Source organism: Geodermatophilus sp. SYSU D00696 (assembly GCF_054050235.1).
In genome coordinates this window covers 1-12,579 of the sequence record NZ_JBJGYY010000038.1, presented here as the reverse complement: position 1 = coordinate 12,579, position 12,579 = coordinate 1, and the positions used below count along the sequence as shown (strand labels likewise).

General features: G+C 76.4%; 14 protein-coding genes. 8 read left to right on the top strand and 6 right to left on the bottom strand.

Annotation, left to right across the window (positions count from 1 at the left end; translation table 11 throughout):
* Positions 1–113 precede the first annotated feature (113 nt).
* Positions 114–725, top strand: coding sequence for a membrane protein YczE (yczE, locus tag ACI79O_RS19765; RefSeq protein WP_456891989.1), 612 nt, complete (start codon positions 114–116; stop codon positions 723–725).
* Between the two features lie 14 nt (positions 726–739).
* Here yczE and ACI79O_RS19760 read toward each other — a convergent pair whose 3' ends face one another.
* Positions 740–1,855: an MFS transporter gene (locus ACI79O_RS19760; protein ID WP_456891987.1), complete on the bottom strand. Its 1,116-nt coding sequence runs from the start codon at positions 1,853–1,855 to the stop codon at positions 740–742.
* Positions 1,856–2,174: 319 nt separating this feature from the next.
* Here ACI79O_RS19760 and ACI79O_RS19755 point away from each other — a divergent pair, with 319 nt between their 5' ends.
* On the top strand, positions 2,175–2,774 hold the full coding sequence (locus ACI79O_RS19755; RefSeq protein WP_456876806.1) for a TMEM165/GDT1 family protein: 600 nt from the start codon (positions 2,175–2,177) through the stop codon (positions 2,772–2,774).
* Between the two features lie 61 nt (positions 2,775–2,835).
* A complete protein-coding gene (locus ACI79O_RS19750) occupies positions 2,836–4,290 on the top strand; it encodes a diguanylate cyclase domain-containing protein (RefSeq protein ID WP_456914974.1) in 1,455 nt (484 codons plus the stop codon).
* On the opposite strand, the gene ACI79O_RS19745 is transcribed toward ACI79O_RS19750, so the two are convergent.
* Complete coding sequence (locus ACI79O_RS19745) at positions 4,271–4,840, bottom strand: TetR/AcrR family transcriptional regulator (RefSeq protein WP_456891984.1); 570 nt, start codon at positions 4,838–4,840, stop codon at positions 4,271–4,273. The genes ACI79O_RS19750 and ACI79O_RS19745 overlap by 20 nt on opposite strands.
* Before the next feature lie 76 nt (positions 4,841–4,916).
* Between ACI79O_RS19745 and ACI79O_RS19740 the strand changes: the two genes are divergently transcribed.
* The 3 genes from ACI79O_RS19740 to ACI79O_RS19730 are packed head-to-tail and all read left to right on the top strand — an operon-like array spanning position 4,917 to position 7,144.
* The gene (locus ACI79O_RS19740; RefSeq protein WP_456914973.1) at positions 4,917–5,306 is read left to right on the top strand and encodes an antibiotic biosynthesis monooxygenase family protein; all 390 of its coding nucleotides are present in this window, start codon (positions 4,917–4,919) and stop codon (positions 5,304–5,306) included.
* A 42-nt stretch (positions 5,307–5,348) separates the two neighbouring features.
* Complete coding sequence (locus ACI79O_RS19735) at positions 5,349–6,317, top strand: ABC transporter ATP-binding protein (protein ID WP_456876802.1); 969 nt, start codon at positions 5,349–5,351, stop codon at positions 6,315–6,317.
* Positions 6,314–7,144: an ABC transporter permease gene (locus ACI79O_RS19730; protein ID WP_456891982.1), complete on the top strand. Its 831-nt coding sequence runs from the start codon at positions 6,314–6,316 to the stop codon at positions 7,142–7,144. Before ACI79O_RS19735 ends, ACI79O_RS19730 begins: the two co-directional genes overlap by 4 nt.
* On the opposite strand, the gene ACI79O_RS19725 is transcribed toward ACI79O_RS19730, so the two are convergent.
* Both ACI79O_RS19725 and ACI79O_RS19720 read right to left on the bottom strand, forming a co-directional pair.
* The gene (locus ACI79O_RS19725; RefSeq protein ID WP_456891980.1) at positions 7,141–7,815 is read right to left on the bottom strand and encodes a response regulator transcription factor; all 675 of its coding nucleotides are present in this window, start codon (positions 7,813–7,815) and stop codon (positions 7,141–7,143) included. The two genes, ACI79O_RS19730 and ACI79O_RS19725, sit on opposite strands and share 4 nt — an antisense overlap.
* On the bottom strand, positions 7,806–9,557 hold the full coding sequence (locus ACI79O_RS19720) for a sensor histidine kinase (protein ID WP_456914972.1): 1,752 nt from the start codon (positions 9,555–9,557) through the stop codon (positions 7,806–7,808). Before ACI79O_RS19720 ends, ACI79O_RS19725 begins: the two co-directional genes overlap by 10 nt.
* A gap of 134 nt (positions 9,558–9,691) precedes the next feature.
* Here ACI79O_RS19720 and ACI79O_RS19715 point away from each other — a divergent pair, with 134 nt between their 5' ends.
* Positions 9,692–10,165: a hypothetical protein gene (locus ACI79O_RS19715; RefSeq protein WP_456891976.1), complete on the top strand. Its 474-nt coding sequence runs from the start codon at positions 9,692–9,694 to the stop codon at positions 10,163–10,165.
* Positions 10,166–10,190: 25 nt separating this feature from the next.
* Here the strand turns inward: ACI79O_RS19715 and ACI79O_RS19710 are convergent, their stop codons facing one another.
* Both ACI79O_RS19710 and ACI79O_RS19705 read right to left on the bottom strand, forming a co-directional pair.
* Entirely contained in the window at positions 10,191–10,676 is a 486-nt protein-coding gene (locus tag ACI79O_RS19710; RefSeq protein ID WP_456891974.1) for a VOC family protein, read from the bottom strand.
* Positions 10,677–10,728: 52 nt separating this feature from the next.
* Entirely contained in the window at positions 10,729–11,619 is an 891-nt protein-coding gene (locus tag ACI79O_RS19705; protein WP_456914971.1) for a haloalkane dehalogenase, read from the bottom strand.
* A 107-nt stretch (positions 11,620–11,726) separates the two neighbouring features.
* Here ACI79O_RS19705 and ACI79O_RS19700 point away from each other — a divergent pair, with 107 nt between their 5' ends.
* Complete coding sequence (locus ACI79O_RS19700; protein WP_456891971.1) at positions 11,727–12,479, top strand: MerR family transcriptional regulator; 753 nt, start codon at positions 11,727–11,729, stop codon at positions 12,477–12,479.
* The last annotated feature ends 100 nt before the right edge of the window (positions 12,480–12,579 follow it).

Sequence of the window (12,579 nt, the reverse complement as noted above, 5' to 3'; positions counted from 1 at the left end):
CGCTAAAGGCACCTCCCGGGGTCCGGGACCGGACCGCAGGCAGGGCCGGGGCGCAGACCACTCGCCCGGATTGGCCTGTGATCGGCGGGCCGGCCCTGTCGCAGGATCGGGTCGTGCGCCAGTTCCCCGGACCCCGCCGCCTCGCTCAGCTCTACGCCGGGCTGGTGCTCTACGGCCTGTCGATGGCCCTGCTGGTGCGCTCGGGCCTGGGGGTCATGCCGTGGGACGTGCTGCACCAGGGACTGTCCCGCCAGCTCGGCTGGTCCCTCGGCGTGGTCACCATCGTCGTCGGCGCGCTGGTGCTGCTGGCCTGGGTGCCGCTGCGCGAGCGGCCGGGGCTGGGCACGGTCAGCAACGTCGTCGTCATCGGCCTGGCCCTGGACGCCGCGCTCGCCGTCCTCCCCGAGCCGGGGTCCCTGCCCGTCCGGGTCGCGCTCGTGCCGGCCGGCATCCTGCTCAACGCCGTCGCGACCGCCGCCTACATCGGCGTGCACCTCGGCCCGGGTCCGCGGGACGGGCTGATGACCGGCCTCGTCCGCCGCACCGGGCGCTCGGTGCGTCTGGTGCGCACGTCGATCGAGGTGGCGGTCGTGGCCGTGGGCTGGCTGCTCGGCGGCACCCTCGGCGTCGCCACCGTGCTCTACGCGCTGGCCATCGGGCCGCTGGTGCACGCCCTGCTGCCCCGGCTGTCGGTGCGGCCGCCCGTCCCGGCGGTGCCCGCGTAGCCCACCCGGCCCCTCTAGCGCTGACGGCCGGCCACCACCCGGGGAGCGAGACCGCGGGCGGTCACCGGGACGACGGCGACGAACAGCACCGCCACCGCGACCGCCCCGCCCAGCGCCCACGCGGCGAACACCAGCAGCGCGGCGGCCTCGATGCCCAGGCCGGCGACCGAGGTGACCGTCGCCCGCACCGCGGCGGGCACCTGCTCCTGCAGCCGCGTCTCCCCCACGACGAGCACCGCCAGGTACAGCCCGTAGGACACCGCGACCGCGGCGACGGCGGCGGGGTGGTCCACCGCCGCACCGGCCGCGAGGAGCGCCGCCGACAGCAGCAGCAGGAGCGGCAGCGCCCGCGAGGGCAGCCGCGCCGCCCGGCCGGCCAGCGCCGCACCCGCCGCCCCGGCCAGCGCGACGACGAGGACGGCGGCCGGCACCAGCTCCGTCGTCACGCCCTGGTCTCGGGCCATGACCGGGAAGTACTCCTCGATCGCGTCCAGCCCGCCGAGCAGGGCGACGGCGACGACCACCACCCGCACGCGCGGGCGGCGCAGCGCGGTGCCGACCGCCCTGCGCAGCGGGACCTCCGGCTCGTCGTCGTCGGCCGTGCGCGGCGGCTCGGGGAACCGGGTGGCCAGGACCGCGGCGGCCAGGCAGACGACCACGCTGACCCAGCCGACCAGGGCGTAGCCGCCGGCCTGCACCAGCACCCCGGCCAGCAGCGCGGTCGGCACCTGCACCAGCAGCTCGGCCGCCGTCGTCGCGCCGTGCACGCGGACGTAGGCGTCCTCCGCGCCGACGGCGGCCAGGCCGTCGTAGACCAGCGCCTCGGCCGCGCCGGAGGCCAGCGCACCGCCGACGCCCCAGACGACGAAGCCGGCGGCGAAGCCCGGCAGGCCGGGCGCGACCGTCCACAGCACGAAACCGGCCGCCTCCAGCACGCCGGCGAGGACGAGCGCGCCGCGGCGGGACCAGCGGTCGGCGAGCACGCCGGTGGGGACCTCGGCCAGCAGGGCGGTCACCGACCACAGCGCGAACAGCGCCGACACCTGCGCCTGCGACAGCCCCGTGTCGAGGAACAGCAGCGCGTACAGCGGGTAGACCGGGGCGAGACCGGACAGCGCGGTCCAGGCCACGGCCAGGCGGGCCAGTGGCCGGGCGGCGGCCGGCAGCGGGGAGCGGGACGGGCGTCAACGGAAGGGCACGGGCGGACCGTAACCGGAGCCACACCCGCGCGCACCGGGTTTACCGCGGGCCCTCGGCTAGGGTGGGCGGCCGAGAAGGGGAGTAGCCCCCCGTCCGCTGGTCGACACGCTGGCGCCACCGCGGTGGCGCCCGGTCAGCGGGCCCGCGCCCCGCGCGGGTGGGCGAGACCTTCGACCGAGCAGTCGTCGCACTGCCGGTCGGAGGCGTGCGCCCCCGCCCGGCCGTGCCGAGCGGAAGTGAGTCCCACCCGTGATCGTGCTGTCCGTCGTCGCGACGGCGTTCCTCCTCGTCCTGCCGGTGGAGCTGCCGGACAAGACGCTGTTCGCGAGCCTGGTGCTGGCCACCCGGTTCCCGCCGCTGCCGGTGTTCGTCGGCGTCGGCACCGCGTTCGGCCTGCAGGTGGCCATCGCCGTCACCGCCGGGAGCCTGCTCTCGCTGCTGCCCGAGGCGCTGGTGGCCGGGGTCGTCGCGGTGCTGTTCCTCGTCGGCGCGGTGCTGCTGTGGCGCAGCGCCTCGGAGGGGCCCGAGGACGGCGGGGAGGCCGCGGAGGCCCGGGAGCGGACGTCGTTCCTGCGGGCGGCCGCGATCTCCTTCGGCGTGCTCTTCGCCGCCGAGTGGGGTGACCTCTCCCAGCTGGCGACCGCCGGGCTGGCCGCCCGCTTCGACGCCCCGGTGTCGGTGTTCCTCGGGGCGTGGGCCGCGCTGCTCACCGTCTCGGCCCTGGCGGTCTTCCTGGGCAGGACGCTGGCCGACCGGCTCCCCGTGGCCCTCATCCGCCGGGCCGCCGCGGTGCTGTTCGTCGTCTTCGCCGTCTTCGCCGCCGTGGAGGCCGTGCGCGCGCTCACCTGATCGGGGGACGCCCCCGCCCGGTCGCTGCAGCCGGCCCCGGGCGGGGCCGATCCCCGGTGCCATGCGCGTCTGCACCCCGCCCGAGGAACTCGCCGAGCTGCGTGCCCGGCAGGCCCGGCTCCTGCACGACCTCGGTGTCCTGGACGCCACCGAGGACGCCGACCTGGCCGCCGTCGTCCGGGTCGCCGCGGCCGTCACCGGGGTGCCCTGCGCGACGATCAACCTGCTCGACACCCGCTGGCAGCACCAGCTCGCGCCCCACGGCTTCACCGGGGCGAGCACGCCGCGCGAGGAGTCGCTGTGCGCGACCACGACCGCCGGCACCTCGCGGCCGGCGGTGTACGACGACCTCGCCAGCGTGCCTGCGTTCGCCGACAACCCGTGGGTCGACGGCCGCCGCGCGCGGGTGCGCGCCTACGCCAGCGCCCCCCTCGTCCTCGACGGGGCGACGGTGGGCACGCTGTGCGTCTTCGACGAGGCCCCGCACGCCTTCGCCCCGGACGCCGGCGAGCGGCTGGCCGACCTGGCCTCGGTCGTGGTGGCGCTCTTCCAGCGCCGCCGGCAGGCCCGCGCGCTCGCCGACCTGGCCGTGGCCAACGCCGCCGCGCGCGACCAGGCGGAGACCGCCGCCGCCCACGCCGGCCGCTCGGAGGCCTTCACCCGCGCACTGCTGGAGGCGCTGCCCGTGGGCGTGGTCGCCGCGGACGCCGACGGCGGGATCACCCTGGTCAACCGCGTCGCCCGCGCCTGGCACGGGCTCGACGCGGCGTGGACGCCCGACACCCTCACCTCGAGCCCCGCCGTCGCCGCGGCCTTCGGGCTGACCGCCGCGGACGGCCGGCCCCTGGCGCAGGACGAGCTGCCCGTGCGGCGCGTGCTCGCCGAGGGCCGGGTCCGCGACGCCGCGGTGGCGATCACCAAGGCCGATCGGCCGACGCGGCAGCTGCGCGCCTCCGGCGACCGGGTGGTCGACGCCGTCGGGCGGATGACCGGCGCCGTCGTCGCGATGATGGACGTCACCGCGCAGGGCGAGCTCGAGGCCCGGCTGCGCGAGGCGGCCCTGCACGACGCGCTGACCGGCCTGCCCAACCGGGCGCTGCTGCTCGACCGCATCGCGCAGGCGCTGCGGGTGCAGGCGCGCGAGGGGCTGCCGGTCGCGCTGCTCTACTGCGATCTCGACGACTTCAAGACCATCAACGACACGCTCGGGCACGCCGCCGGCGACGCCGCGCTGCTGCGCACGGCGCGCACGCTGACCGCCGTCGTGCGCCCGGGGGACACCGTGGCCCGCATCGGCGGCGACGAGTTCGTCGTCCTGTGCCCCGGCACCGCCACCACCGCGGCGGCGCACGCGCTCGCCGGCCGGATCGGCCAGGCCCTGGGCGACCCCGCCGACGGCGGCCCGCCGCTGCGCTCGAGCACCGGGGTGACCCTCTCCCGGCGCGGCGACACCCCCGACGCGCTGCTGCGCCGGGCCGACGCGGCGATGTACGCGGTCAAGCGCTCGCGCCGCTGACCCCGGGCGGGACCAGCGCCAGCCGCGTCACCAGCGCGCCGACCTGCTCCTCGGGGTCGGCCCACGGCCGGGCCCGGCTCCCCGCCCACAGCGTCACCAGCCCGTGCAGCGCCGTCCACACCAGGGCGGCGTCGGCGCGCGGGTCGGTGCTGGCCGACCGGCCGGCCTCCACGCAGGCGGTGACGGCGCGGACCAGGACGGCGAAGGCGCGGTCCCCCGCGGGCACCTGCCGGCTGCCGAACATGGCCCGGTAGCGGCCCGGAGCGGCCAGCCCGCTGCGCACGTAGGCCCGGCAGCCGGCCAGCAGCCGGTCGACGGGGTCGGCGACGCCGTCGGTGGCCGCGGCGATCCCGGCCACCAGCTCGGTGAACCCCCGCTCGACGACGGCGTCGAGGAGGGCGTCGAGGTCGGCGAAGTGGCCGTAGACGGCGGGCGCGCTGACCCCGGCCTCCCGGGCGACCCCGCGCAGCGTCACCGCGTCGGCCGAGCCGGTGCGCTCCAGCAGGGTCGCCGCGGCGGTCAGCAGGTCGCTGCGGAGGTCGCGGGACACGGAATCGCACTTTACACGCGTTAAGTCGCGGGTCTACGGTGGCTTTACACCTGTTTAGTCGCCGAGGAGGACCCCCGTGCCCGCCATCCCCGACCTGCCCTGGACCGCCGGCCGCGCGGTCGAGGGCCCCGGCGTCGTCCTCCTCACCGAGCTGCGGCTGCGCCGGTTCACCGACGTCCCGGCGTTCTTCGCCTCGGCGCTGGCGATCCGTCGCCAGGTGGCCGCCTCCCCGGGCGCGCGCTCGCTGCTGCTGCGCGCCCAGCCGCTGGCCCGGACCTCCACCACCGTGTCCTGGTGGGACGACGAGGCCGCCGTCCGCGCCTTCGCCCGCACCGACCCGCACCGGTCGGCGATGCGCCGCTGGGCACCCCGGCTCCGCACGTTCGGCAACCACACGCTGCCCGGCGACGGCTCCGCCCCCACCGTCGACGGCGCCCGCACCGCGGCGGCCGCGCCCCCGGCGTGACGGCGGCGGCACCGTCGGCAGGAGGTGGCACCATCGCCGTCGATGGACGCCGCGGTCGAGGTCGCCGAGCTGGTCAAGCGCTACCCGGGCCGGCCGGCGAACGCCGTCGACGGGGTGTCGTTCACCGTCGACCGCGGTGAGGTCTTCGGGCTGCTGGGCCCCAACGGCGCGGGCAAGACCACGACGATCGGCGTCCTGACCACCCGCGTGCTGCCCACCGGCGGGACCGCGCGGGTGGCCGGGGTCGACGTCGCCGCCGACCCGGTCACCGCGCGCAGCCGGCTGTCGGTGGTGCCGCAGCGCTCCAACCTCGACCGGTCGCTGACCGCCCGGCAGAACCTGGTCTTCCACGCCGCCTACCACGGTGTCGGGCGCGCCGAGCGCAACCGCCGGGCCGACGAGCTGCTCGAGCGGCTGGGCCTCGGCGACCGCGGCGGCGACCGGGTGGACGACTACTCCGGCGGCATGGCGCAGCGGCTGCTCATCGCACGGGCACTGATGCACGCCCCCCAGGTCGTCTTCCTCGACGAGCCGAGCACCGGCCTGGACCCGCAGGCCCGGCTGTTCGTGTGGGAGCGGGTGCGGGAGATGCGCGACACCGGCGTCACGGTCGTGATCACCACGCACGACATGGAGGAGGCCGCGGCGCTGGCCGACCGGGTCGGGATCATGGACCGCGGCCGGCTGCTCGCGCTGGACACCCCGGCCGCGCTCACCCGGTCGCTGCCGGGCAGCGCCACGCTCGAGGTCGACGTCGAGCGGGCGCCCGCGGACAGCGACGAGGCGGTGCTGGCCGCACTCGGCGCACTGCCGCAGACCGAGCGGGTGGAGCCGGTGGCCGACGCCGCGGGCCTGCGCGCCCGGCTCTACCTCTCCGCCGACGCCGCCTCGACGGTCGGCCCGGTGTCCGACGCGCTGACCGCGCGGGGCGCCCGGCTGACCGGGGTGCGGATCGGCGAGCCGAGCCTGGAGGACGTGTTCCTCAGCCTGACCGGACGGGAGCTGCGATGACCACCGAGGCCACGGGCCGGGCCGCGGCCGTGCTCGCGCCGCCGCGGTCGACCCGGCCGGACGTGGGGCGGGCCTTCACCGCGCTGCTGTGGCGCGACCTGTTCGTCACCGGCCGCGAGTTCGTGCCGTTCCTGCTGCAGGTGGTGCTGCAGCCGGTGTTCCTGCTGTTCGTCTTCGGCAAGGTGCTCGTCGAGCTCGGCTTCGCCTCCACCGCCTACTCCGGGGTGCTGCTGCCCGGGGTCATCGCGCTCGCGGCCTTCCTCACCGCGCTGCAGAACACCGCCTTCCCGCTGGTCATCGACTTCTCGTTCACCAAGGAGATCGAGGACCGGCTGCTCGCGCCGCTGCCCACCGCGCTGGTCGCCGTCGAGAAGATCGTCTTCTCGACGGCGCGGGCGCTGGTGGCGGCGGTGGTCATGTTCCCCATCGGCTGGTGGGTGCTCGGCTCGCTGCCGGTGACGTGGGGCGACGTGCCGCTGCTGGCGGCCTTCCTCGTGCTGGGCTCGCTGGTCGGCGCCGCGATGGGCATGGTGCTGGGCACCTTCGTGCGGCCCAACCGGATCAACGTCGTGTTCGCCGTCGTGCTGACCCCGCTGCTGTTCACCGGCTCCACCCAGTTCCCGTGGCCGGCGCTGGACCAGCTGCGCTGGTTCCAGGTGGTGTGCGCGGTCAACCCGCTCACCTACCTCAGCGAGGCGCTGCGCGCAGAGATGACCCCGGACGTGCCGCACCTGCCGCTGCCGGTGTGCGCGCTCGCCCTGGCCGGGTTCCTCGCGGTGTTCGGCGTGCTGAGCCTCGTCGGCTTCCGCCGCCGCGCCCTCGACTAGGGCCCGCTCCCTCGCCGGGCCGGCAGGCTGTGGTCGAGGTGGACGAGGACCGCGAGGACCCGGCGGTTGTCGTCCGGTCCCGGCTCGAGCTCAAGCTTGGCGAAGACGGCGGCGATCACCCCCTCGACCGTCTTGACCGCGACCTCCAGGCGCTCGGCGATGGCGCGATTGGACCGCCCCTCCGCCACGAGGCGCAGGACGCTCCGCTCCCGGCCGGTCAGGCGGACGAGACGGTCCTGCCGCCGCCGGGTCCGGACCAGCTCCTCCACGACGGCCGGGTCGACGGCCGTCCCGCCGGCACCGACGCGCTGGGCGGCCTCGACCAACTGGCCGCCCTCCGCGACGCGGTCCTTCAGCAGGTAGCCGACACCGCCGACCCCGTTCCCGAGCAGGCGCAGGGCGTAGTCCGGCTCCAGGTACTGCGACAGCACCAGGACGCGGACGTCGCCGTCGTACCGGTCCCTGACCTGCACCGCCGCGTGCAGTCCCGCGCTGCCCCCGGGAGGCATCCGGATGTCGACGACGGCCAGCTCCGGCCGGAGGTCGGCCACCGCACGGAGCAGCTCACCGGCCGTCCTGGCCTCGGCGACGACGTCCATCCCGGCGCCGGCCAGGATGCGGACGACACCGGCCCGGATCACCGCCGAGTCGTCGGCCACGATCACCCGCACGGGATCTCCGCCCGCAGCCGCGTCCCGCCGCCCCGGGGACTCACCACCCGGACGCTGCCGGAGAGCGCGTCCAACCGGTCGGTGAGGCCCTCCAGCCCCGATCCGCGCGCGGGGTCGGCCCCGCCGGCTCCGTCGTCGGTGACCTCGATGACGAGGTGCCCGGCGTCCCGGGAGATGGAGACGGCGGCGCCGCTGGCGCGGGCGTGCCTCGTCACGTTCGTCAGCGCCTCCGCGACGACGTGGTAGGCGGCGGCCTCCACCCCCGCGTCGAGCCGGCCGCACCGGACGTCGAGGTCGACGGGCACCGCCGCGCGCCGGGCCAGCCCCGCCACCGCGGGCCGGAGTCCCTCCTCCGTCAGGACGGTCGGGTGGATGCCGCGCGCCAGCTCCCTGAGCTCGACCACCGCGGCCCGCAGCTCCTCGGCGGCCTCGTCGAGGCGGCCCACGACCTCGGTGCCGGCACCGGCCGCCCGGGCGGCGTCCCTGGCCTGCTGGAGGCACAGCGCCACGCCGACGAGCCGCTGCTGCGCCCCGTCGTGCAGGTCCCGCTCGATGCGGCGGCGCTCCCGGTCCCCCGCTTCGAGGAGGCGGGCGCGCGACGCCCGGACCTGCTCCAGCCGGGCACGGTCGACCTCGGTCAGGCGCTCGTTCTCGACGGCCAGGCGGAGGACGGCGGTGGCGGCGGCCACCAGCCCGGGGTCCTCGCGCAGGGCGGGGTCGTGGACGACGGCGGCGACGGGCCCGTGCCGGCCGGCCAGCACCGTGCGGGCGGTCCGGTGGTCCTCGGGGGGGAGGTCGGTCGGCTGCCCCGAGGAGGTCGTCCACGTGCCCGTCGGCTCCCGCAGGTACAGGCGCAGGGCGGGATCACCCAGGGCCACCCGGAGCGCGTCGCGCAGCCGGCGCGGATCCGCTCCGCCGTCCAGTTGGAGGGCCAGCCGGGCGATGGCACCGCGCCGGAGGCGCAGCCGCAGGGCGCCGGCCAGGAAACCCAGCGGCACGAGGGCGACGGCACCGAGGATCGTCCACGCGGCGATCTCCCGCCAGGGCTCCTCGAACGGCAGCAGTGGGTACCGGCCGAGCACCAGGGCCACGATCTCCGCGGCGTCGTAGGCGGCCACGAGCGCGGCCACCGTGCCCGCGAGGACGACCGGCCGCAGGATCCGCCGTGCCGCCGGGGCGGCGGAGCGGAGGCGCCGCAGAGCCCGCACGACGACCCCGAGCGAGGCGAGCACGACGAGCGCGCTCGTCCACAGCTGTGCCTGCTCGAAGAGCACCTGGTGCTCGACCACCGCGAACGGGTTCTCGGACCCGGTGCAGGGACAGCCCACGAGGAGCCTGGACGCGGTCCGGACCAGGTACCCAGCGGCCAGGGCGGCGAGGACGATCCGGTCCCACCGCCGCAGGCGGGCGTCCGGGAAGGTCAGGGTCAGGAACGCGAGCAGCAGGTCGTAGTAGCGCTCGAAGGCGAACCCGAGCACCGCCCACGGCACCAGGCCCGCCGGGGCGTAGGACCCCACGGACCACAGGACGGCGGAGGCGACCAGCAGCGGACCGGTCCGCACCTCGGGCCGTCGTTCCCAGGCGACCAGCCCGGCCGCGACGAACAGCAGACCCAGGCCCGTGTCGAGCAGCAGGAACCGGGCGGGCGCCCCCTGCGACGCCCCGACCGCCGCGGTGACGGCGGTGAACGAGGCCGCGCCGGCTGCCGCCAGCCGGCGCCTCGACGGCCCACGGGCGAGCACGACGGCAGCATCGCACGCCGACTTCCCCCTGTGGTCAGGGAAAACCCTCCCCTCCGGACCGGGCTGGCTCCCTACTGCGCGGCGCCGCGCCTCCCTAGCGTCCGGCGCGTCCCCACCGCCGTCCGGGAGGAACGATGAACCGCACCGCGTCCTGCAGCCTCGTGATCGCGACCGCCCTCGGTCTCACCACGGTGCCGGCCACCGCCGCCTCCGCTGCTCCGCCCGTGATCGAGCGCGGCAGCTTCGTGGACACCTTCGACGACGAGTTCATCCTCGACCTCTGCGGCATCGTCACGCGGACCACGCTGACCCAGCGCTGGTCCTCGACGGTGTACCCGGACGGCTCCGAGACCGTCCACGTCGTCCGCACCTTCGTCCCCGAGGACCCCCGGGTGCCGGTCGAGAAGGGAGCGGGGACGACCTTCATCGCGGCGGACGGCACCCGCCGGGTCGTCGGCAAGCCGATCCAGCTCTTCGATCCGGACGGCGGTGTGCGGTTGCTCGACGCCGGGTGGGTGGAGTTCGACCCCGACGGGACCGTCTCCCGCACCCGCGGCCCGCACCCGTCGCTCGACGTGGACCTCCGCGAGTACTACTGCCCCAGCTGACGGCGAGGATGCCGGCAGGGCGGGCCTAACCCTCCAGCCCGCCGGAGGACGCCCACTCGGACAGGCGGCGCTCCCCCTCCTCCGGGCTGACGTCCTCGACCCGGGTCATGACCGCCCAGCGGTGGCCGAACGGGTCGTGGACCGAGGCGAACCGGTCGCCGGTGACGAAGGTGGCCGGCTGCTCGCGCACGGTCGCGCCCCGCTCGACGGCGGCGGCGAACACGGCGTCGACGTCGGGGACGTAGAGGCAGGTCGAGCCGCTGACCCGGTCCTCGGCCTGCCCGGTGGGCGCCACCAGGCCGTACTGCGGGTTCGGGTCGGACAGCTGCAGCCGGCCGGAGGGGAACTGCAGCTCGGCGTGGGCGACCGTGCCGTCGGGGGCGTCCATCCGGCTGACCGTGGTGGCGCCGAAGACCTCCTCGTAGAAGCGGATCGCCTCGGCCGCGGGCGAGCAGACCAGGAACGGGGTCAGGGAGGTGTAGCCGTCGGGACGGCCGTCGGTGATCGCCATGCGCCCACCCTGCCCCGCCGGGACGGCGCCGTCTTGAACGGACCCGACAGCGTCACGGGAGCGTCGGGATCCACTCGGCCAGCGCCTCGCCGACGGCGTGCGGCGAGTCCTCGGGCACGAAGTGCGCGCCGGGCACGGTGACCTCGGTGATCGACGGCCACTTGCGGACCAGCGCCCGCGGCCTGCCGACCAGCAGCCAGCCGGGCTCGGCGTTCAGGAAGAGCTTGGGGACGGCACTGCCGCGCAGCCAGACCCCGTACTGCGCGACGACGTCGCGGACCCGCGGCGGCACATTCTCCAGCGGGATCTGCCGCGGCCACTCCAGCGTGGGCCAGCGGTCCGCGGGGGTGCCGAAGGGCTGCCGGTAGCGCTCGTGCGCCTCCGGCGTCAGCCCGCGCAGGGTGGACGCGGGGAGGATGCGCTCGACGAAGACGTTCTTGTCCAGCACGACGGTCTCGCCGTCGTCGCCGCGCATGGTGCGGAAGATCTTCCGGCCCGAGGCCGGCCAGTCGGCCCAGGTCATCGGCGTGACGATGGCCTCGGCGAAGGCCAGGCCGCGGACGGCCTCGGGGTGGCGGCGGGCCCAGTCGAAGCCCAGCGCCGAGCCCCAGTCGTGCAGCACGAGGGTCACCCGCCGCTCGACGCCGACCGCCTCGAGGAACGCGGCCAGGTGCTCGGCGTGGGTGGCGAAGGAGTAGGTGCCCCGCTCCGGGTGCGGCAGCTTCCCCGACTCGCCCATGCCGACCAGGTCCGGGGCGATGCAGCGGCCCAGGTGCTGCACGTGCGGGATGACGTTGCGCCACAGGTAGGACGACGTCGGGTTGCCGTGCAGGAACACGACCGGGTCGCCCTCGCCCACGTCGACGTAGGCCATCTCGGTGCCGAGCACCGGCACGCGCTGCCGGGGGAAGGGGTCCTCGGGCGAGACGTCCTCAGCGGCCACCCCGGCATCCTCGCCCAGACACCGGTGCGCCGCCGTCCGGAGATCGCGCTTGACCCTGACGCAGCGTCAGGCTGTGGACTCGTCGCCGTCAGGGAGGAGGAACCCGCGTGAACGTCGGAGAGGTGGCCGCGCTGGCCGGGGTCACGGTGCGCACGCTGCACCACTACGACCGCATCGGCCTGCTCTCGCCGTCGGGACGCACCGCCGCCGGCTACCGCCGCTACTCGGCGGCGGACCTGGACCGGCTGCACCAGGTGCTGCTCTACCGCGAGCTCGGGTTCCCCCTCGATCAGGTCGCGACCCTGCTCGACGACCCGTCCGCCGACCCCGCCGCGCACCTGCGCCGGCAGCACCGGCTGCTGCGGGACCGGCTGGAGCGGACGCGGGCGATGGTCGCGGCCGTCGAGAAGGAGATGGAGGCGAGGCAGATGGGGATCTCACTGACCCCGCAGGAGCGCTTCGAGGTGTTCGGCGAGCACGACCCCGAGCGCTACGAGGCCGAGGTGCAGGAGCGCTGGGGCGACACCGACGCCTACCGCGAGTCCTCGCGGCGCACCGCGGCCTACACGAAGGAGGACTGGGTCCGCATCAAGGCCGAGGGCGAGGACCTCAACCGGCGCATGGCCGCGGCGGTGCAGGCGGGGGTCGCCGCCGACTCGGAGCAGGCCATGGACCTGGCCGAGGAGGCCCGGCAGCAGATCTGCCGCTGGTTCTACGACTGCCCGCCGGAGATGCACGCGGCGCTGGGCCGGATGTACGTCGAGGACGAGCGGTTCACCGCCACCTACGAGGCGGTGACGCCGGGCCTGGCGCAGTGGGTGAGCACCGCCGTGCAGGCCAACGCCGCCCGCCGGGGCTGACCGGCTCCCCTCCGCCGGGGGGGGGGGGGGGGGGGGGGGCGGGGGGGGGGGGGGGGGGGGGGGGGGGGGGGGGGGGGGGGGGGGGGGGGGGGGGGGGGGG

Coding starts and splice junctions, on each gene's coding strand:
- ACI79O_RS19750 (WP_456914974.1), top strand. CDS start 2,836: ATGCGCGTCTGCACCCCGCCCGAGGAACTCGCCGAGCTGCGTGCCCGG.
- ACI79O_RS19735 (WP_456876802.1), top strand. CDS start 5,349: ATGGACGCCGCGGTCGAGGTCGCCGAGCTGGTCAAGCGCTACCCGGGC.
- ACI79O_RS19730 (WP_456891982.1), top strand. CDS start 6,314: ATGACCACCGAGGCCACGGGCCGGGCCGCGGCCGTGCTCGCGCCGCCG.
- ACI79O_RS19715 (WP_456891976.1), top strand. CDS start 9,692: ATGAACCGCACCGCGTCCTGCAGCCTCGTGATCGCGACCGCCCTCGGT.
- ACI79O_RS19710 (WP_456891974.1), bottom strand. CDS start 10,676: ATGGCGATCACCGACGGCCGTCCCGACGGCTACACCTCCCTGACCCCG.